The 18,447-nt window shown below is 70.4% G+C and carries 16 protein-coding genes and 1 pseudogene; 7 read left to right on the forward strand and 10 right to left on the reverse strand.

Annotated elements, in window-relative coordinates; genetic code table 11:
- The first annotated feature begins 89 nt into the window (after positions 1-89).
- On the forward strand, positions 90-1,049 hold the full coding sequence (locus ABZ532_RS06410; protein ID WP_361279976.1) for a helix-turn-helix domain-containing protein: 960 nt from the start codon (positions 90-92) through the stop codon (positions 1,047-1,049).
- A gap of 74 nt (positions 1,050-1,123) precedes the next feature.
- Here ABZ532_RS06410 and ABZ532_RS06415 read toward each other — a convergent pair whose 3' ends face one another.
- The 5 genes from ABZ532_RS06415 to ABZ532_RS06435 form a co-directional block, all read right to left on the reverse strand.
- Positions 1,124-2,743: an alpha/beta hydrolase gene (locus ABZ532_RS06415; RefSeq protein WP_361279977.1), complete on the reverse strand. Its 1,620-nt coding sequence runs from the start codon at positions 2,741-2,743 to the stop codon at positions 1,124-1,126.
- A 725-nt stretch (positions 2,744-3,468) separates the two neighbouring features.
- Positions 3,469-3,651 (reverse strand): hypothetical protein, encoded by a 183-nt coding sequence (locus tag ABZ532_RS06420; protein WP_361279979.1) that lies wholly within the window; start codon positions 3,649-3,651, stop codon positions 3,469-3,471.
- Positions 3,652-4,235: 584 nt separating this feature from the next.
- Entirely contained in the window at positions 4,236-4,895 is a 660-nt protein-coding gene (locus ABZ532_RS06425; RefSeq protein WP_361279980.1) for a pyridoxal 5'-phosphate synthase, read from the reverse strand.
- Positions 4,896-4,928: 33 nt separating this feature from the next.
- Complete coding sequence (locus ABZ532_RS06430) at positions 4,929-5,354, reverse strand: pyridoxamine 5'-phosphate oxidase family protein (RefSeq protein ID WP_361279982.1); 426 nt, start codon at positions 5,352-5,354, stop codon at positions 4,929-4,931.
- Positions 5,355-5,450: 96 nt separating this feature from the next.
- Positions 5,451-6,635 carry an acetyl-CoA acetyltransferase gene (locus ABZ532_RS06435; protein ID WP_361279984.1) on the reverse strand — a complete coding sequence of 395 codons (1,185 nt, stop codon included), beginning with the start codon at positions 6,633-6,635 and terminating at the stop codon, positions 5,451-5,453.
- 99 nt (positions 6,636-6,734) lie between these two features.
- Between ABZ532_RS06435 and ABZ532_RS06440 the strand changes: the two genes are divergently transcribed.
- Entirely contained in the window at positions 6,735-7,976 is a 1,242-nt protein-coding gene (locus tag ABZ532_RS06440) for an acyl-CoA dehydrogenase family protein (protein ID WP_361280121.1), read from the forward strand.
- Positions 7,976-8,452: a nitroreductase family deazaflavin-dependent oxidoreductase gene (locus tag ABZ532_RS06445; RefSeq protein ID WP_361280122.1), complete on the forward strand. Its 477-nt coding sequence runs from the start codon at positions 7,976-7,978 to the stop codon at positions 8,450-8,452. The genes ABZ532_RS06440 and ABZ532_RS06445 overlap by 1 nt, the downstream gene beginning before the upstream one ends.
- Positions 8,453-8,524: 72 nt before the next feature.
- Here the strand turns inward: ABZ532_RS06445 and ABZ532_RS06450 are convergent, their stop codons facing one another.
- Positions 8,525-9,172 (reverse strand): TetR family transcriptional regulator, encoded by a 648-nt coding sequence (locus ABZ532_RS06450; RefSeq protein ID WP_361279986.1) that lies wholly within the window; start codon positions 9,170-9,172, stop codon positions 8,525-8,527.
- Positions 9,173-9,520: 348 nt separating this feature from the next.
- Here ABZ532_RS06450 and ABZ532_RS06455 point away from each other — a divergent pair.
- The 3 genes and pseudogenes from ABZ532_RS06455 to ABZ532_RS06465 form a co-directional block, all read left to right on the forward strand.
- Positions 9,521-10,309: pseudogene (locus tag ABZ532_RS06455) on the forward strand (VOC family protein); the annotation flags it as partial.
- Between the two features lie 499 nt (positions 10,310-10,808).
- Complete coding sequence (locus tag ABZ532_RS06460) at positions 10,809-13,319, forward strand: PQQ-binding-like beta-propeller repeat protein (protein ID WP_361279987.1); 2,511 nt, start codon at positions 10,809-10,811, stop codon at positions 13,317-13,319.
- 62 nt (positions 13,320-13,381) lie between these two features.
- Positions 13,382-13,927, forward strand: coding sequence for a hypothetical protein (locus tag ABZ532_RS06465; RefSeq protein ID WP_361279989.1), 546 nt, complete (start codon positions 13,382-13,384; stop codon positions 13,925-13,927).
- 16 nt (positions 13,928-13,943) lie between these two features.
- Here ABZ532_RS06465 and ABZ532_RS06470 read toward each other — a convergent pair whose 3' ends face one another.
- The 3 genes from ABZ532_RS06470 to ABZ532_RS06480 all read right to left on the reverse strand — a co-directional run bounded on the left by ABZ532_RS06470 (position 13,944) and on the right by ABZ532_RS06480 (position 16,408).
- Positions 13,944-14,738: an enoyl-CoA hydratase/isomerase family protein gene (locus ABZ532_RS06470; protein WP_361279990.1), complete on the reverse strand. Its 795-nt coding sequence runs from the start codon at positions 14,736-14,738 to the stop codon at positions 13,944-13,946.
- Entirely contained in the window at positions 14,735-15,190 is a 456-nt protein-coding gene (locus ABZ532_RS06475) for an OB-fold domain-containing protein (RefSeq protein ID WP_361279992.1), read from the reverse strand. The genes ABZ532_RS06470 and ABZ532_RS06475 overlap by 4 nt, the downstream gene beginning before the upstream one ends.
- A 69-nt stretch (positions 15,191-15,259) precedes the next feature.
- Entirely contained in the window at positions 15,260-16,408 is a 1,149-nt protein-coding gene (locus ABZ532_RS06480; RefSeq protein ID WP_361279993.1) for a lipid-transfer protein, read from the reverse strand.
- Between the two features lie 73 nt (positions 16,409-16,481).
- Here ABZ532_RS06480 and ABZ532_RS06485 point away from each other — a divergent pair, with 73 nt between their 5' ends.
- Positions 16,482-18,041, forward strand: coding sequence for a FadD3 family acyl-CoA ligase (locus tag ABZ532_RS06485; RefSeq protein WP_361279994.1), 1,560 nt, complete (start codon positions 16,482-16,484; stop codon positions 18,039-18,041).
- Between the two features lie 148 nt (positions 18,042-18,189).
- Here the strand turns inward: ABZ532_RS06485 and ABZ532_RS06490 are convergent, their stop codons facing one another.
- On the reverse strand, positions 18,190-18,408 hold the full coding sequence (locus ABZ532_RS06490) for a hypothetical protein (RefSeq protein ID WP_361279996.1): 219 nt from the start codon (positions 18,406-18,408) through the stop codon (positions 18,190-18,192).
- Positions 18,409-18,447 lie beyond the last annotated feature (39 nt).

An 18,447-nucleotide genomic window follows, 5' to 3' on the forward strand; every position in this document is an offset into this window, starting at 1 on the left:
TGTGAGCCTTCCAGGGCGGGGCGCGCACCGGGAGTGGCAGCAATGACAGGTAGGCTCACATTCCTGCCACTCCCCGGAAACAGGGTCCGATGATCCACAATGTCGCCGTCCTGGCCCTCGAAGGCAGCCATGCCTTCGAGCTGGGCGTGTTCTGCGAAGTCTTCGGCATCGACCGGAGCGAGGACGCCCTGCCCGTCTACGACTTCGCCCTCGTCTCGGCCGCGGGCGGCAGCGTGCCCACGCGGCACGGCTTCGACGTGCGGGCCCCTCACGGCCCCGAGCGGCTTTCCACCGCGGATCTCATCTGCGTCCCGGCCTACGATCTCCGGGTGCGGCAACCGGACCGCCTGGTCGACGAGCTGTGTGCCGCCGTCGAGCGAGGCGCCCGTGTCCTGAGCATCTGCACCGGCGCCTTCCTCCTGGGCCAGGCAGGCCTGCTGGACGGACGGCGCTGCACCACTCACTGGCGGTACACCGACGAGCTCGCCCGCCGCCATCCACACGCCCGGGTCGAGTCCGACGTGCTGTACGTCGACGAGGACCCGGTCATCACGGGCGCCGGCACCGCCGCCGGTGTGGACACCTGTCTCCACCTGGTCCGCAAGGAGCACGGCAGTGCTGTGGCCAACGCCATCGCCCGCCGCATGGTCGCGCCGCCGCACCGGGAAGGCGGCCAGCGCCAGTACCGCGAACGCCCCCAGCCGCGGGAAGGAACCAGCTCCCTCACTCCCGTCCTGAACTGGGTCGAAGCCCACCTCGACCAGAACATGACGGTCGAGGCGATGGCCCGCCACGCCCACCTGTCCCCGCGCACCTTCGCCCGCCGCTTCCAGCAGGAAACCGGAACCACCCCCGTGCAATGGCTGACAGCACAGCGCGTCCTGCTCGCCCAGCACCATCTGGAAACCACCGACGACCCGATCGCCGCCGTCGCCAGGCGTTCCGGTTTCGGCACCGCCGACAGCCTGCGCCGCCACTTCGTCCGACGGCTGGGCATCACACCCCAGGGCTACCGGCGGGCGTGGCTCGACTCTCCGAACACCCCGTGATCTTCCGGTGAAGCACGAACGTGGGGCTCCCGGCAGGCGGAAGCCCCACGTCGACTCAGCTCACCCGGAGGGGTTCAGAAACGGCTCACCATGCCCGGGACACCCCGAGGAGCGGGGATCGGCAGCGGGCTCTCGCCGCTGCGCTCACCCTCGGCCGGGGGCGTCGCCTTGCAGGTGATGTCCTTCGCCGGGAGCTTGCCCGTGGCCAGGTAGGCCGTGGCCGTCTTGTCGGCGCACGACTTGGTGCCGTAGATGCCGTGGCCGATACCGCCGGCGACGGTGACCATCTTCGAGCCCTTCATGACCCGGTGCAGACCCTGGCCGCTGGTCAGCGGGGTCTGGGAGTCCCACTCGTTCTGGAGGAGCAGCGCGCCGACCTTGTTGTCGATCTTGGTGGCGGGCTCGGCGCCCTGCTGCTTCCAGAACGCGCACGGCTTGATGTTGGACGCGAAGTCCCCGTACAGCGGGTACTTCTTCCTGTCCGCGACCGCGTCGCGGCGGTACTGCTCGGGGTCGGTCGGCCAGGCGCGGGTGTCGGCGCAGACCACGGACCAGAAGCTGGCGTCCGCGTTGTCCGACGGCACCTTCACCTTGGCGGCGGCGGTGCCGAAGGCGGGCGGGGCCGGGCGCTCGGGGGTCCTGGACTCACGGGTGGGCGCCGGGGTGGTCTTCTTGCCCTCGGCGGCCGCCTTCAGATCCTTGACCGTGTTGGCGGCGTTCTCCGCGTTGAAGACGATTTGGCGCATGGACATGCGGATGTCATCGCCGTTCATCGGGACACCGCTGCCGTCGTCGATCGGCTTGCGGTCGGCCCGGGCCACCAGGTCCCAGAAGGTCTTGCTCACGGCGGCCGGGGTCTTGCCCAGCTTGAAGGTGGAGTCACGCTTGGCGGTCCACTTCGTCCAGTTGGCGAACGCCGGCTCCGCGCCCTCCGCCCAGACCTGGATCATCCCGCGCCAGACCCGGGCCGGGTCGACGGAGCTGTCCAGCACGAAGCGGTCCGACCGCTTCGGGAACATCTGGGTGTAGACGGCGCCGAGGTAGGTGCCGTACGAGTAGCCGAGGTACGAGATCTTCTTCTCGCCGAGCACGGCACGGATGACGTCCATGTCCCGGGCGGTGTTGCGCGTGGTGATGTGACGCAGCCTGTCGCCCTGCTTAGCGTCGCACTTGTCGGCGACGGTCTTGGCCCACTTCACGTCCTTGGCGAACGTGCCGGCCTTGTAGGGGCGCTGCCAGTCCATCTCCGCGGTCTTCAGTCCGCAGCTGACGGGCGAGCTCTGGCCGACACCGCGCGGGTCGAAGCCGATGAGGTCGTACTTGGCCTGCACGGACTTGGGCAGCTCGCCCGACAGCACGAAGGGCATCTCGACGCCCGTACCGCCGGGGCCGCCCGGGTTGATGAGGAGCACACCGCGGCGCTCCTTCTTGGTGCTCGTCTTCATCCTCGATATCGCGAGGTCGAGCTTCTTGCCGTCCGGGCGGCTGTAGTCGAGCGGCACCTTGATCGTGGCGCACTGGTACGAGGCCGGCCCCGACTTGTCGCAGCGGTGCCACGAGGGCTTCTGCTGGAGGTACCGCGCCAGGGGGTTCTCGGCGGCGGTGGCGGTGGAGGCCGGGGCCAGCGCGGGAACCAGGGTGGCGACGGCGCTCGCCGCCAGGAAGGGCACTGCTATTCGTCGTCTGCTGCGCACGTGGGGAAGGTCCTTAGGGATCTAGTGCGGGTGTGACCGCACCTACCCTTCCTTACGCGTCAGTTGGGACGGATCCGTCGGCGGGTGTGATGTGTGCTCCGACCGTGGGTGGACGGGGTGGCGGCAGAGATGGTCCCCGAGTCGTACACCCTCGACCGGCATTTCGGCGTCCACACACCGCGAACCCGCATCTGCTGCGGTGGCTTGCGGTGCAGTTGCAGGCGGCTTACTAGTACTTCGGCGAGGTGTTCGTCCGTGCCCACGAGTTTGAATGGCAGCAGCGGCCAGGCGGCGACACTGACGACAGGCCGTTCGTCATCGAGCCCGGGGGACCGGCGGCGTCGACGAGGAGGCGGGCGAGGAACTGGCTGCCTGCACCCCGAGAACGGAGATCCGGAGACTGTTCCTGTGCGGGGAGGACTTCCATCTTCGTGACGTGCTGTCATCCTGGTTGGGATGGAGCAGCCATCCGCATTCCGATCTGCGGCGCTGGCCGCGAAAGGCGGGGCGGTGCATCTCATGACGTTCGCCGAAACTTGACCTGCCTGGCATGACCACTTTCTGTCATGATCGACTTTTCCCGACCAGGGGGTCGGGGTGGGAAGGATCAGCATGCGAGTTGCACGAATGGTCGCAGGGGCAACAGCCGCCATCACTACCGTTCTCGGGCTGGGTCTGGCAACCGCCAGCCCCGCCGCAGCTTCGGAAACCGGTACCTGGCGTGCTTACGGCAACACAAATCCGATCACCTCCAGCTCCAGCAGGTGGCATTGCGCCAGCACAAAGACGGTCGCCACCAACGTGGCCGCGCAGGTCTGTGCGATCAGGTCGTCAGACGGAGACGGGGCGCAGGCGGCAGTACTCGTGCGCAACAACCGATCCAGCCTCTTCAGTGCGAGAGCAGCCATGGACCTGTATGCCGAGGGCATCGACAAGGAACTGGGCGATTGGGCGTGCCAGAGTTCGGGGGTTGGGGCGAAGTCCTGGTCGGTATGCTTCGGAAGAACCCTCCTCGTCAGCAACGATGTGAGCTCGAACGGATCCGTCAACGGTATAGCCCTCGACAAGGCATGTTGTGCCGAGAGGCGAACTCGCGGGATATGACGCAGAGACACCGACTGCGGCGCTGCCAGCCGATGACCTCGATTTCAACGCCCCAAAGCATCATGCTCAACTACACATCGGTTGTGTCGTTCGTCAACGGCACCCCAACCGGGGCCGTCGGATAAACAGGAACTGCTGGGCCTCACCTGTGAGTCAACGTGACAGCACCCGCCGAACTGACCAACGGAACAACGGTTGGCTCCGGCGTCCACTCAGGAGACACCGCCTAGCCTAGGTCGGCACATCCGACCGGACGGCGCGGCGGCATCGGATCACCTCAGGCGACCCGGTGTCGCCGCGTTTTCGGGCGCGCTTACCCCGGACACATGCGACGTGCCTGTCAGGCCTGGCGTAAGGGCTGGAATTCGGGCCCTCTGGGAATCCGGGCTCAGGGCCAGAGCAGCTCCTTCACCCACGAGTCCCCTTCGCGCCGATAGCGCAGCCGTACATGCCTGCGTCGTGCGTCGCCCTGGAAGAACTCCACCTCGGACGGGTCCAGTACGTACACCGTCCATGTCCCCGCCATCGCCTCCGGTTCGGCGCTCGCCCGCTCCCAGGCGGCGTCGCTCGCCAGCAGCAACTCCTCGCAGGAGCCCAGCACCTCGCTCTGGTGGCCGACGAGTGCGGCGGCCAGGGCGCCGGTGGAGCGGGCGTGCAGGTCGGCGTACGCATCCTCGGGGGTGCCGGTCACCACCCGGCCGCGGATGCGGATCTGGCGGCCCTGGGCGGGCCAGTAGAAGCCCAGAGCCGCCTCGGGGATGGCCGCGAGCTGGCGGCCCTTGGTGCTGGTGGAGTGGGAGGCGAAGTGCCAGCCGCGCTCGTCGGCGTCGTGCAGCATCAGCGTCCGCAGGTCCGGGTGCCCGTGCTCGTCCACGGTGGCGAGGGTCATCGTGTGCGGCTCGGGCTGCCCGGCCGACGCCGCCTCGGTGAACCACTGGTGGAAGAGCGGCAGCGGTTCGGCGGGTGCGGTGTCGGGGGCGAAGGCGGGCAGTTCGGTGTCCCAGACCCGCAGGGACCTCAGCACCTCGTGGAACGCGTCGTGCTTCATGCGGAGATCCTCGCAGGGCCTTGCGAGCGCTCCCTACAGTGACCCCAGGTCCGACGACACCCAGTGCTCCGGGTGCATATGGATCACGATCGAGTCGCCGTGGTTCTTCTCGGCGAACTCGATGTACTCGTCGACCTTCTCCGCCGGGAGGTAGCGGGCCGAGATCTCCCGGAGGATCTCGCGGGTGCCGGGGGAGGTGCGGGTCACCGGGCCCTCGACGGAGACGTAGCGGATGGTGGGGTCGAGCCGGTCGACCATCAGGGTGAAGCGTCCTGCGGCGTCGATCAGCCGGTGCTTGCGGGAACCGAGTCCGGTGAGGACCCAGATGTCGCCGCCCGGTTCGTACTGGTACCAGACGGGCACCGAGAGCGGTCCCCGTCCCTCCTCACCGGCCACGGACAGGGCCGCGACATGGGGTTCGGCCAGGAACTGCTCGCGTTCTTCACGGGACAGGGGCACTGGGGGCTCCTCTGCTGCACGGAGATGCGGTGGTTTGCCTCCACTGTGGCAGCCGTGCGGGGTGCCACGCCCGTGACACACGCGGACACCCAGCCCTCAGCGCCCCAGCACCACCGTCCCCGACGAGCAGAACCAGCCTCCCGTCCCCGACGCCACCGCCAGCTCCGGGAGGCTGCCGTCCGCCCGCCGCACCTGGTGGGCGCCCGCCTCGCCGCGGAGCTGGCGTACGGCCTCGACCAGCAGGAAGAGGCCGCGCATCCCGGGATGGCAGGCGGACAGGCCGCCGCCGTCGGTGTTCACCGGGAGCTCGCCGTCCCAGCGCAGCCGCCCCTTCTCCGCGAACGCGCCGCCCTCGCCCTTCGCGCAGAAGCCGAGGTCCTCCAGCGTCACGAGCGTCATGTACGTGAACGCGTCGTAGATCTCGGCGATGTCGATGTCCCCCGGCCGTACCCCGGCCCGCTCGAACGCCAGCCGTCCGCTCAGCGCGGCGGGGGAGACCGTGAAGTCCTCCCAGTCCGACATGGCGGTGTGCGAGACGTGCTCGCCCGTGCCGAGGATCCACACCGGGGCCTTCGCCGTGTCGGGTACGTGGTCCTCGGCGGCGAGCAGCACCGCGCAGCCGCCGTCGCTGCGGATGCAGCAGTGCAGCTTGGTGAACGGGTCGGCGATCACCGGGCCCGAGAGCACCTCGTCCACGCTGATGGGTTCGCGGAACATGGCGCTCGGATTGCGCGAGGCGTTGGCGCGCGCCTGGACCGCGACCTCGGCGAGCTGCTCCAGGGTGGTGCCGTACTCGTGCATATGGCGGCGGGCGGCCATCGCGTACTTGGCGATCAGGGTGTGGCCGTAGGGCACCTCGAACTGCAAGGGGCCGCCCGCGCCGAAGGACAGGTTGGCGGTGCGGCGCCCGGCGCGGATGTCGGCGCGGGCCGTGGAGCCGTAGACGAGGAGCACGGCGTCGGCACGGCCGGCGGCGATGGCGTCCGCGGCATGCGCGGCCATGACCTCCCAGGTGGCGCCGCCCACCGAGGTCGAGTCGACCCAGGTCGGCCGGAGCCCCAGGTACCCGGCGACATCGACGGGGGCGAGAGCGCCGAGACCGGCCGACGCGAAGCCGTCGATGACACCGCGGTCGAGGCCGGAGTCGGCAAGGGCGCGGCGGGCGGCCTGGGCGTGCAGGGCGTAGGGGGTGGGTCCTTCGACCCGGCCGCAGTCGGAGAGGGCTATGCCGACGACGGCGACCTTGCGGGGGGTGCGAGCAGTGCGCTGACTGACCGACATGAATCTGACGGTACATCAGATCTGTGCTTTTGGCGGTCGTCGGCCTAACATCGTGCGGCCGATATGACATACCGTCAGGTACGGACGGGAGCCGAGCCCATGGACGCCGCCTTCACCCCGGAGCAGTCCGCCATCCGGCGCACCCTGCGCACCGCACTGTCGAAAGGGGTGCCCCCCGGGCCGAATGTGCACCCACTCGGCCACGACCCCGTGCTGTGGGCCCGGTTGTCCGCCGAACTCGGGCTGCCGGGGCTCGCGTTGCCCGAGGCGTACGGCGGCGTCGGCGGTGGCACCGTGGAGCTCGCGCTCGCCTTCGAGGAGCTCGGCCGGGCGCTGGTACCGTCGCCGCTGCTCGCCACGGCCGCCCTGGCGGCGCCCCTGATCGCCGCGCTCGGGGACGAGCGGCAGCGCGCCGAACTGCTGCCCGCGCTCGCCGACGGCACACTCACCGCCGCTCTTGCCGTACCCGGCCGGAGTCTCGCGCCGGCACTCGGGCTCACCGGCGCCCCCGGGTACGTCGATGACGGGCTGTGGGCGGGTGGCGGCAGGGCCGGGGGCGTCCAGGCAAGGCCGGTGCCCGGAGGCGTCGGGGGCTGGCTGTTGTACGGCGAGGTCCACCAGGTGCTTGACGGCCACAGCGCCCCGCTGCTCCTCGTCGCCGCGCACACCGGAGGCTTCCCGCGGGCCCGCACCCTGCTCTTCCTCGTCCGGGCGGACGGGATCGGGGCTGCCGGGGCGGACGGCGAGGACGGGCCGTGGCGAGGCGACGGCGCACGGACGGTGACCCGCACCCGCTGGACCGCACTGGACGAGACCCGGCCCCATGCCCGTATCGAACTCCGCGACACGCAAGCCGAGTTGCTCGGCACCGACAGTCCCGCGGAGGTGTCCGCGGCGCTCGCCGCCACCGGGCGCACCGCCGCCGCCCTGCTCGCCGCAGAAGCGGTCGGCGCCGCGACCTCCGCGCTGGAACGCACCGTCGGCTACGTCAAGGAACGCGAGCAGTTCGGCAGGCCCATAGGTTCGTTCCAGGCGGTCAAGCACCGGCTGGCGGATCTGTACGCGAGCGTCCAGGCGGCCCGCTCCGCGGCCTACTACGCCGCCTGGGACCCGGACGCCGGGGGGCTCGCCCTCGCCCAGTGCCTGGAAACCCTGCGTACCGTCGCCGCCGAGGCGATCCAGCTGCACGGCGGTATCGGTTTCACCTGGGAGCACGAGGCGCACCATTTCTTCAAGCGCGCCGCATCCGACGAACTGCTCTTCGGCCCGGTGCACCGGCTGCGGGAACGGGCGGCGCGCTCGGCTGGACTGTTCGCCCGGGAGGCGGTGGGTGTCCGATGATGCGGAAACTGGTGCAGAAGGTGTCGTCGAGCCGCGCGTTCGCCAGGACCGCCCCGCATGTCATCCCGGCCATGGACCGTGCCGTCCACCGGATCACCCGGGGAAAGGTCCTGCTCAGCGCGCAGGTGCTGCCCGGCGTGATTCTCACCGCCCAAGGCGCCAGGAGCGGGCTGCCGCGGCGTACTCCGCTCGCCTGTATGCCTGAAGAGGCAAGCGGAAGCTGGATCCTGGTCGGCTCCAACTTCGGCCGGGACGCCCACCCGGCCTGGACGGCCAATCTGCTCGTCCATCCCGACGCCGAGATCAACTGGAAGGGCGAGGACATCCCCGTGCGCGCCGTGCTGCTCGCCGGGCGTGAGCGCGCCGAAGCGTGGCGGGCCGCGCTCGTGTTCTGGCCGCCGTACGCGACGTATCAGGCGAGAGTGGACCGCGAGATCCGCCTCTTCCGCCTGGTGCGACGGCAAGGACAGCGCTGAGCGCTGGGCATGACGTGCGGGCGCGCCGCTGTGACAGGACGTGGCGCGGCGCGCCGGATCGCGTCCCGTCCGCTACTTGGTGGGCTTGCGGCCGGTGATGCCCAGATGGACCAACAGTGCGAGATTGGGCTTGAGTTCGGCCTGCTTGACGCCCCAGGTCTGGAAGCCCTTCTGGTGCGAGGCGACCGACGCGAGCATTGCGACGAGTGAACCGGCGACGGCCGCCGGGCTCACGTCCTTGTCGACCTTGCCCTTGGACTGGAGCTCCTTCACCGCGTCCGCAAGGGAGTTGGTGACCGAGGTCAGGATCTTCATCCGGATCTTGTAGAACCGTTTGTCCCCCTCGGCGGCACCGAGGTCCACCACGCGCAGGATCGCGTCGTGCTTGCGCCAGAAGTCGAGGAAACCCTCGACCAGTTCCTCGGCGGTGGCCCACGCGGCCTTGCCGACCCAGGAGCGGTCCGCCACGAGGCCGGTCAACGCGGCGCCCTCGCTTGCCATTTCGTCCGCGATCTCGAGGACGGCGCCCTCCACGTCGGGGAAGTACTGGTAGAAGGTGGCGGGTGAAGTACCCGCCTTGCGGGCCACGTCGATGACCTTGACGTCCCGGTACGGCGAGGAGCTGAGCATCTCGCTGAGGCAGTCGAGCAGCTTCTGCCGCGTCGCCTGGCCGCGTCGTCCGGCCACGCGGCCGTCGACGGTGCGTACTTGTCCTGTCATGCCGTCAGCTTACCGAGGGGTGATCGGCGCGCGATTCGGCCGACTGCAAATGGGGTGCGTCCCTCGGGTGGAGTAATGGTGTTATCAACAGCCTGTGGATAACTTCAGTGGACAACGCAACCAGTGAGTCCGCGCCCGACCCGGCCCGTGATCGGTGTGCGACCCGATGTGCGAGCCGGCCCGCGTTCCGACGTGGGCCCCAAGCCGCAGTCCAACCGCCGTCCACTCGCAAACCCAACGGACAGCCCACTCCTGCGTGCGGTGTGCGACGCCCTCCGCTTGACTGTTTGTGACCGTTTGCGTGCCTGTGGCTGAAGTCACACTCCGCGGTGAGGAAGGGGCCGGGTCATGGCTGGATTCACGCAGGGCATGCCCTGCTGGGTGGACGCCCAGCTGCCCGATCTCGAGGCGGGCAAGCGCTTCTATGGCGAGCTCTTCGGCTGGACCTACAGCCGCTACGGGAGCGAGGACGAGGTCGAGCGGTACGGCCACTACGCCGAGGCGTACCTCGACGGGAGGCGGGTCGCCGCCCTCGTGCGCAAACGGGACGGCCGGATGCCCACCACCTGGGGCGTCTACTTCGCCACCGATGACGCTGCCAGGACCGCCGTGGCGGTCCAGGACGCGGGCGGCCAGGTGATCATGACCCCGATGCCGGTGGGCCCCTTCGGCACCGCCGCGCTGGCCGCCGACCCGGGCGGCGCGGTGTTCGGCCTGTGGCAGCAGGGTGAGCGTCACTCCGGCTTCGAGGTCCAGGGAAGGCCGGGTGCGTACTGCTGGACCGAGGTCTACACGAGGGAGAAGGAGGCCGTCGACCGCTTCTACGCGGAGGTCTTCGGCTTCCAGGGCACCGAGCTGCCCGACGACACGATCGACTACCTGATGTGGTCGCCGGCCGGTGCGGAGCCGGGCGAGGACACCGCGATCGGTGCGCGCAGTGTGATCACGGAGGCGTTCCCGGCCGAGCTGCCGAGCCATTTCCTCGTCTACTTCGCCGTGGCGGACTGCGACCGGGCGGTGGAGACGGCGACCGGTCTCGGTGGGCGCATCACCGCGCCCCCGTTCGATATCCCGTACGGGCGGATGGCGGTGCTCACCGACAACCAGGGCGCTTCCTTCGCGGTGCTCGCGGAGCCGGGGGAACCGGGGCGGCGGTCGGAGCCTGCTCAGGCCCGCAAGACCGAGCAGCCCGCACGGCCCGAAGAGCCCGCTCAGGCCGAGGGTCCCGCTGAGCCCGAGCGGCCGGCTGAAGCCACGAGTCCCGCTCAGGCCGAGGGTCCCGCTGAGCCCGAGCGGCCGGCTGAAGCCACGAGTCCCGCTGAAACCGAGGGTCCCGCTGAGTCCGAGCAGCCGGCTGAAGCCAAGAGGCCCGCTGAGCCCGAGCAGCCCGTAGAGCCCGTAGAGCCCGTAGAGCCGGAAGAGCCGGAAGAGCCGGAGAAGCCGGAGAAGTCGTAAAGGGCTCAAGTATCGCCGAGGTAACAGACGGCTCAGACGGCACAAACCCGACCGGCAAGGCGCCAAAATAGCCTGAGACACCCCGGAACGCCCCCGGGTTCGCAACCGTGCCGTCAGGCAGGAACAATCAGGGGGCGACGGGGCCGTATCTGACTGGCCCGTACGGGGAGGTGGCAGCGAAGTGGAGCAGCTGACGCAGCACGACCCGAGGCGAATCGGCCCTTTCGAGGTGCTGGGACGGCTCGGGGCCGGCGGCATGGGGCTGGTCTATCTGGCACGCTCGGCTTCCGGCCGGCGCGTGGCGATCAAGACGGTGCGTACGGAACTCGCCGAGGACCAGTTGTTCCGCGTCCGCTTCACCCGCGAGGTGGAGGCCGCACGCGCGGTCTCGGGCTTCTACACCGCGGCCGTGGTCGACGCCGACCCGCGCGCCGCCGTGCCGTGGCTCGCCACCGCCTACGTACCCGCGCCCTCGCTCGAGGAAATAGTGAATGAGTGCGGTCCGCTCCCGGCCCAGGCGGTGCGCTGGCTGGCGGCGGGTATCGCCGAGGCCCTCCAGTCGATCCACGGCGCCGGTCTCGTCCACCGCGATATGAAGCCCTCGAACGTCCTCGTGGTCGAGGACGGCCCCCGGGTGATCGACTTCGGCATCGCGTCGGGTGTCTCCAACACCCGGCTGACCATGACGAACGTCGCCGTCGGCACCCCCGCCTACATGTCCCCGGAGCAGGCGCGCGACTCGCGCAGTGTGACCGGCGCCAGCGATGTGTTCTCGCTCGGCTCGACACTGGTGTTCGCCGCCACCGGGCATGCTCCCTTCCATGGTGCGAACCCGGTCGAAACCGTGTTCATGCTGCTTCGCGAGGGGCCCGATCTCGCCGGGCTGCCGGACGAGCTGCGGCCCCTGATCGAGTCGTGCATGGGGATGGACGCGGGCAGGCGCCCGAGCCCCGAGGACCTCCAGGCGCAGCTCGCACCCCATCTGTTCTCGTCGGGTGGTGACGACGACAGCGGTACGGCGTCGGCGTGGCTGCCCGCCAGGGCCACCTCGCTGATCGAGCAGCGCCGGGGCGGCGGGCGTACACCGCAGCATGGTCAGGGCGCCGCAGCCGCAGGAGCAGCAGCCGCAGGAGCGGCCAGCAGTGGCTGGCGCCCCGACCCGCACCTCGCACCCCCCAGGCCGGACCGCGCCCCCGACGCGGGCAGCGCCGACTGGGACGCCACCCGGCGCGGCGGCAGCGACCCCCGCACTGGGCAGGCGCGCCCCGGCCACGGCCGTCCGGGCCCGGGGCACGCCCGTCCCGGACCGGCGCACCCCGGTGCCGGTACCACCCCGCACCCGAGGCACGCGCCCGACGACCCCGTGCGCCTCGCCGGGGCCAGGGTGCCGATCGGCCCGGGCCTCCGGGTGGCCGACACCCGCGCGGCGCTCGTCGCCGACACGGGCCCCGCGACCGGCTGGGTCCGCGGCCCGGGCGGCGCCACCGGAGAGGCCGCCACCGCCCCGCCCGCCCCGGCCATGGCACCCCCTTCGGGTGAACCGGCCCGCTGGCGGCCCTGGCGGTTCCGGATGTCGAACGACGTCTGGGGCACCCCGGTCGTCAACGGCGAGCTGCTCTACGTCACCTCCTTCGAGGTCCACGCGCTGGACGTGGCCAGCGGCCGGCGCCAGTTCAAGACGCGTGACGTGGCCTGGTCGATGGCGCTCGACAGCGGGCGTATCCATGCCTCCGACGGACCCACGCTCTACGCGCTCGACGCGGCGGACGGCAGCGAGCGATGGCGGCTGGCCGCGGACGCCTGGGTGTATTCGCTCGAGGCCGCCCGCGGCACCGTCGTCACCGGCACCCGTGGCGGTGGCGTCCAGGGCTGGGAGGCGTCCACCGGCGAGAAGCTGTGGGAGATCACCGGGGCGCAGACCGACTTCGAGACTCCCGAGTCCGGTCCGTTCCTCGCCGACGGCACGGTCTACGTCTGGCGCGACGCCCGCCTTCAGGCCCTGGACGCACGCAGCGGCACGGAACGCTGGTCGTATCCCGTCGGGGACGCGGCCTCCTGCGGTGGCGTACCGGTTCGGGTGCACCAGGCGCCGGACGGGTGTACGTACATCGCCGCCGGCACCAGGGTGCTGTGCGTGGACACCGCGAACGGCCAGGTCCGCTGGCACTTCGAGGCACCCGCCGTGTTCCTCTCGCCGCCCACCTTCGTACCGGGGCCGGCGGTGACCGGCGGCGGTGTGTATCTCGCCGACTATCTCGGCACGGTGTACGCGATCGACGCCGCGACCGGCAAGGACCGCTGGCGTATCGCCACCGAGTCCCGTACCTCGATCGACCCGGTGCTGGTCGCCGACGGCAACGTGCATGTGGGCAGCGGCAGCGCGCTCTACACCCTGGACGCGGTCACCGGCACCCCCAAGTGGCGCTTCGCGGCGGCCGGGGAGGTCATCGGCGCACCGGTGGTCGCGGACGGGCGGGTGCACTTCGGCTCCGCCGACCATGTGCTCTACACCCTGGACGCGAGCGGCGGCCAGCTGCGCTGGAAGCTGGCGACCGGGGGCGAGATCACGGGGTCGCCGGTGGTGCGGGGCGGTGTGGTGTACGCCTGCTCCAAGGACCGTTGTGTGTACGCGCTGGACGCGGTGAAGGGCACGGCGACGGGAGCGGGACGGGGTACTTCGGCGGTCCACTAAGGGCCTGTAGGGTGACGTGCGCCCGTCAAGTTGGGTCAGTCCGTTTCAACGGGGGGTTGAACGTGAAGTCTCGCCATGTCCGTGCTCTCGCCGTCTTCGGCATCGTCCTGGTCACTCTCACCGGCGCTCGCGGTTCACGCGGCGGCGGCTGCGACAACGACCACAGCTCCGGTTCGGGCAGTTCGAGCAGTTCCGGCGGCGGCGGATCCCAGCACCACGACTACGACGATGACTACGAGGGCAGCACGGGCTCGACATCCGGCGGGGACGAGGCGACGGCCGACCCCACGCCGACCGACACAGCCCCGACCGATGCCACGAAGCAGGTGGAGGTCAAGTACTGCTCCGTCGCCCGCGACCGGACGAACCTCAGGGGCCACCTCTACATCTCGAACGACTACAGCCACAACCTGAGTTACGACATCACGGTGCGGTTCGAGCCGGATCCGGGCGGGGATCCGCTGGTGGTGAGCAGGAAGGACGTGGTCGTGGGCGCCGGCCAGAACTTCCATGACACGATCACCCTCGACTACACCGGCCCCGGCAAGGCGAACGAGCTGAGGGAGTGCGCCGTCGTCTTCGCCACCAGCACGGTGGTCCCTTCCTGAGGCAGGCCGGGAGGGACTACCGCACCCGGTACCCGCCCCCGACCCCACCGCGCCTGTTCGCGAACAACCCGGCCTGTCGCTCGGGCGGCAGGTTCCCCAGCGCGATCAGCTGCGGGGCATGGGCGAGCGCCTGCTGCCGCACGGCCTCCTTCGCCGCCCACACCGCCCGTACGGTCCCCTGCACCGCCTCCGTCGGGTACGAGGCGATGACGGCGGCGCAGCGCACCGCGGCGGCCAACTCTGCACCGGGCGCCGTCAGTTCACTCACCAGACCCGTCTCGTAAGCCCGCCGCGCCGAGACCCGCTCGGCGGTGCCCATCAGCGCCATCCGGGCGGCCTCGCCGAACGGCATCCGCATCGCCATGTGGACCGACTCGTAGGCGCTCACCATTCCGTAGCTGGTGTGCGGATCGAAGAACTGCGCGTCCTCCGCCGCGACCACGAACTCCGCCTCGCCCAGCAGGTAGAACGCTCCGCCGCAGGCCAGTCCGCGCACCGCCGCGATCACCGGCTTCCACAGGTCGTTCGCCTTGGGGCCGATGGTGAGAAGGGGATCGTCGATCGAGTACGGCGACGACGGCTGCGGCACCTCGGCGGCACGGTCGATCCCGGTGCAGAACGCCCGGGTCCCCGCGCCCGTCACCACCGCGGCCCGTACCGTGTCGTCGTAGCGGAACCCCCGCCAGACACGGGCGAGTTCGGCCGCCATCGCCAGATCGACCGCATTGTGTCTGGCCGGCCGGTCGAGGGTGACGACGGCCACTCCGGTGTCCTTGTCCGTATCGACCCGCACGGCGACTTCAGCGCTCATGAACGCTCCAGCATCCAGCGAGGCACGGTCGTTCCGTCCGCGAGCCTGGTGAACGCCACGCGGACCGGGGCTCCGATGCGCAGCCGCCCCGGGTCGACCGAGTCGAGGCCGGCGTCGGCGTCGGCCACCACATTGCCGACGAGCCGTATGTGCGGGGCGTCGGCGAGTTCCACGATCACCGCGTTGTACGGGGCCTGTTCGGCGTAGGGGGACAGCAGTGGCGGGTGGGGGAGTACGTACGACCAGATCCTGCCCCGCCCGCTCATCGGCTGCCAGTGGCTGTCGAACGACTGGCAGTGCGGGCAGCAGGGGCGCGGTGGGAAGCGCAGCCGGCCGCAGGAGGAGCAGCACTGCACGCGCAGTTCGCCGAGCGCGGTGTATTCCCAGAAGGGTGCGCCGTCCTCGTCGATGACGGGTGCGAGGTAGTCGCGGTCATGGTCGGGATGTGCCATCACTCAGTCCAACTCCCTGGTCGGGTCCACCCCGTCCGGGGCCGCGGAGATCGCCCGGACAGGGCCTGGTCAGGCTCGCAGCAGCAGTGCCGAGGTCGGTACGCCCTCGCCCGCGGTCACCAGACAGGTCGCGGCGTCGGGCACCTGGGCGGTGGAGATGCCCCGGAGCTGTTTCACGCCTTCGTTGATGAGGTTGAAGCCGTGGACATATGCCTCGCTGAGCCCGCCGCCCCCGGTGTTGACCGGCAGCCGCCCGCCGATCTCCAGGGCGCCGCCCTCGGTGTAGGCGGCGCCTTCGCCGCGTCCACAGAAGCCGTAGCCCTCCAGGGACAGCGGGATCAGCGGCGTGAACGCGTCGTAGATCTGGGCGACGTCGACGTCCTGCGGCCCGAAGTCCGCGGTCTTCCAGAGCTGCCGGGCCGCGGTCCAGGCGGGTCCGGTGAGCGGGTCGTCGTTCCAGTAGTTGACCATGCCATGGTGCTGGGCGGGCAGGCCCTGGGCCGCGGAGTGGATGTAGGCGGGCTTCCGGCGGCAGTCGCGGGCGCGTTCGGCGGAGACCACGACGCAGGCCAGGGCCCCGTCCGTCTCCAGGCAGTTGTCGAAGAGGCAGAGGGGTTCGCTGATCCAGCGCGCGGTCATGTACATATCGCGGGTCAGCGGGCGCTCGTACATGATCGCGGCCGGGTTCTGGTTGGCGCGGTTGCGGCAGGCGAGTGCCACGTTGAAGAGGTGGTCGCGGGTGGCGCCGTACTCGTGCATATAGCGCCGGGCCAGCATTCCGATCTCGTCGGCGGGCCGCAGCAGCCCGAAGGGGCGGGTCCACTGCCCGGGCGTGGGCAGTTGCACGCTGGTGTTCTTCCAGGGCCTGGGGCCCGAGCCGCGTTTGCGTGACCGCCAGGCGACCCCGACGCTCGCCTGCCCGGTCGCGATGGCGGCGGCGAGATGGCCCACGGTGGCGCAGGAGCCGCCGCCGCCGTATCCCACCTTGCTGAAGAAGGTGACGTCCCCGGCGCCGATCGCCTTGGCGATCTCGACCTCGTCGGTCTCCTCCATCGTGTACGAGGCGAAGGCGTCGACCTCGCCGGGTGGGATGCCCGCGTCGTCCAGCGCCGCGAGGATGGCCCGGCAGGCGAGGGTCTTCTCGGATTCGGGCAGGTGCTTCGCGAAGGGGGTCTGACCTATTCCGGCTATCGCTGTCGCGTCCTTGAGGGTCGCCATGCGGGCGAGGGTACAGCTAATCTGACGGACAGTCAGCTACCGGGAACGTGGTGGGAACGCGGGAGGAGCGGCGATGCGCGGCGACCTGGAGTGGATGTCCGTCCCGAGGCTGGTACACGGGGCCGCCGAACGGTACGGGGAGCGGGAGGCCGTCGCCGAGGGCCGCACCCGCGTCTCGTACGCCGAGCTGGGCGAACGGGTCGAGCGGGCCGCGGCGGGGTGTATCGCGGCGGGTGTGGAACCGGGCGACCGGGTGGCGATATGGGCGCCGAACACACTCGACTGGATCGTCAGCGCGCTCGGCGCCGTATCGGCAGGGGCGGTGCTGGTGCCACTCAACACCCGCTTCAAGGGCACCGAGGCCGCGTACATCCTGGAGCGCACCCGCGCGAAGCTGCTGTTCATCACGGGTACGTTCCTCGGCACCTCGTATGTGGCCTCCCTGCGCCGCGCGGATGTCCCGCTCCCGCACCTGGAACAGGTGGTGGTGCTGGCGGACAGCGCACCGGAGGACTACCGCACCTGGAAGGACTTCCTCGCGGCCGGGGACGGGGTGCCGGCCCGGACGGTACGGGCCAGGGCCGACGCCGTGGCCCCGTCGTCCCCGTCGGACATCGTCTTCACCTCGGGCACGACGGGCCGCCCCAAGGGCGCGGTGATCACCCACGCCCAGACCCTGCGCTGCTACGGCATCTGGAGCGAGCTGGCGGGGCTGCGTGAGGGCGACCGCTATTTGATCGTGAACCCGTTCTTCCACACCTTCGGCTACAAGGCCGGGATCATCGCCTGTCTGATGCGCGGCGCCACGATGGTGCCGCAGCCGGTGTTCAACGTGGACACGGTGCTCGCGAACATCGCCGCCGAACGCATCTCCGTCCTCCCCGGCCCCCCGACTCTGCACCAGTCGCTCCTGGACCACCCGGCACGCGACGCCCACGACCTGTCGGCGCTCCGCCTGGTCGTCACGGGCGCCGCCGTGGTGCCCCTCCAGCTCGTGGAGCGGCTGCGCACCGAGCTGCGCATCGCGACCGTCCTCACGGCCTACGGTCTTTCCGAGGCGTCCGGCATCGTCACCATGTGCCGCCGCGGCGACACCCCCGAAACCATCGCGACGACCTCCGGCCGTGCCATCCCGGACACGGAACTCCGCGTCCTGTCCTCCGCTCCGGGCGAGCCCGGCGAGATCCTGGTGCGCGGCCACCACGTGATGACCGGCTACTTCGAGGACCCCGAGGCCACGGCGGCGGCGGTCGACGCGGACGGGTGGCTGCACACGGGCGACGTGGGCGTACTCGACGAGGCCGGGAATCTGCGGATCACCGACCGGATCAAGGACATGTTCATCGTGGGTGGTTTCAACGCCTATCCGGCTGAGATAGAGCAACTGCTCGGCCTGCACCCCGATATCGCCGATGTGGCCGTGATCGGCGTCCCCGACGGCCGGCTCGGCGAGGTCGGCAAGGCGTATGTGGTCCGGCGGCCGGACGCGACGCTGACGGCGGACGACGTGATCGCCTGGTCGCGGCGGGAGATGGCGAACTACAAGGTGCCGAGGTCGGTGGAGTTCGTGGCGGAGCTGCCGAGGAACGCGAGCGGAAAGGTGCTGAAGGGGGAACTGCGGGCGCGACGGTAGCGGGGCGTCGGCCCTCCGCTTCCGGGACTGCGCCCGTTCCCGGCCGGGACGGCAACCAGCGGCTGCGAACCCGGCGCTGACACGCCACAGCCGCGGCGGCTCCCCCTCCGCGCCGCCGCGGCCGTACCCCGTCGTGTGTGGCTACTGGTTACTTCTTGGGCGGAAGCGGCGAGTGGTTGTCGCTCATGGTGGTGATGCCGCCGTCCGCGGGCGGGAGCGGCGAGTGGTTGTCGCTCTGCGGCTTCAGACCGGGCTTCTTGGGCGGGACCGGGGAGTGGTTGTCGCTCTGCGGCCCCAGGTTCCCGTCGCCGGGCGAGGCCGGGTTGCTTCCCGTGGTGGTGACCTTGTCGTCCCTCGCATCGCTCATACTCGTCAACTCCCTGAAAAATTGGCGTCAATCGGTTAC

Source organism: Streptomyces sp. NPDC019396 (genome assembly GCF_040632375.1).
GTDB lineage: Bacteria > Actinomycetota > Actinomycetes > Streptomycetales > Streptomycetaceae > Streptomyces.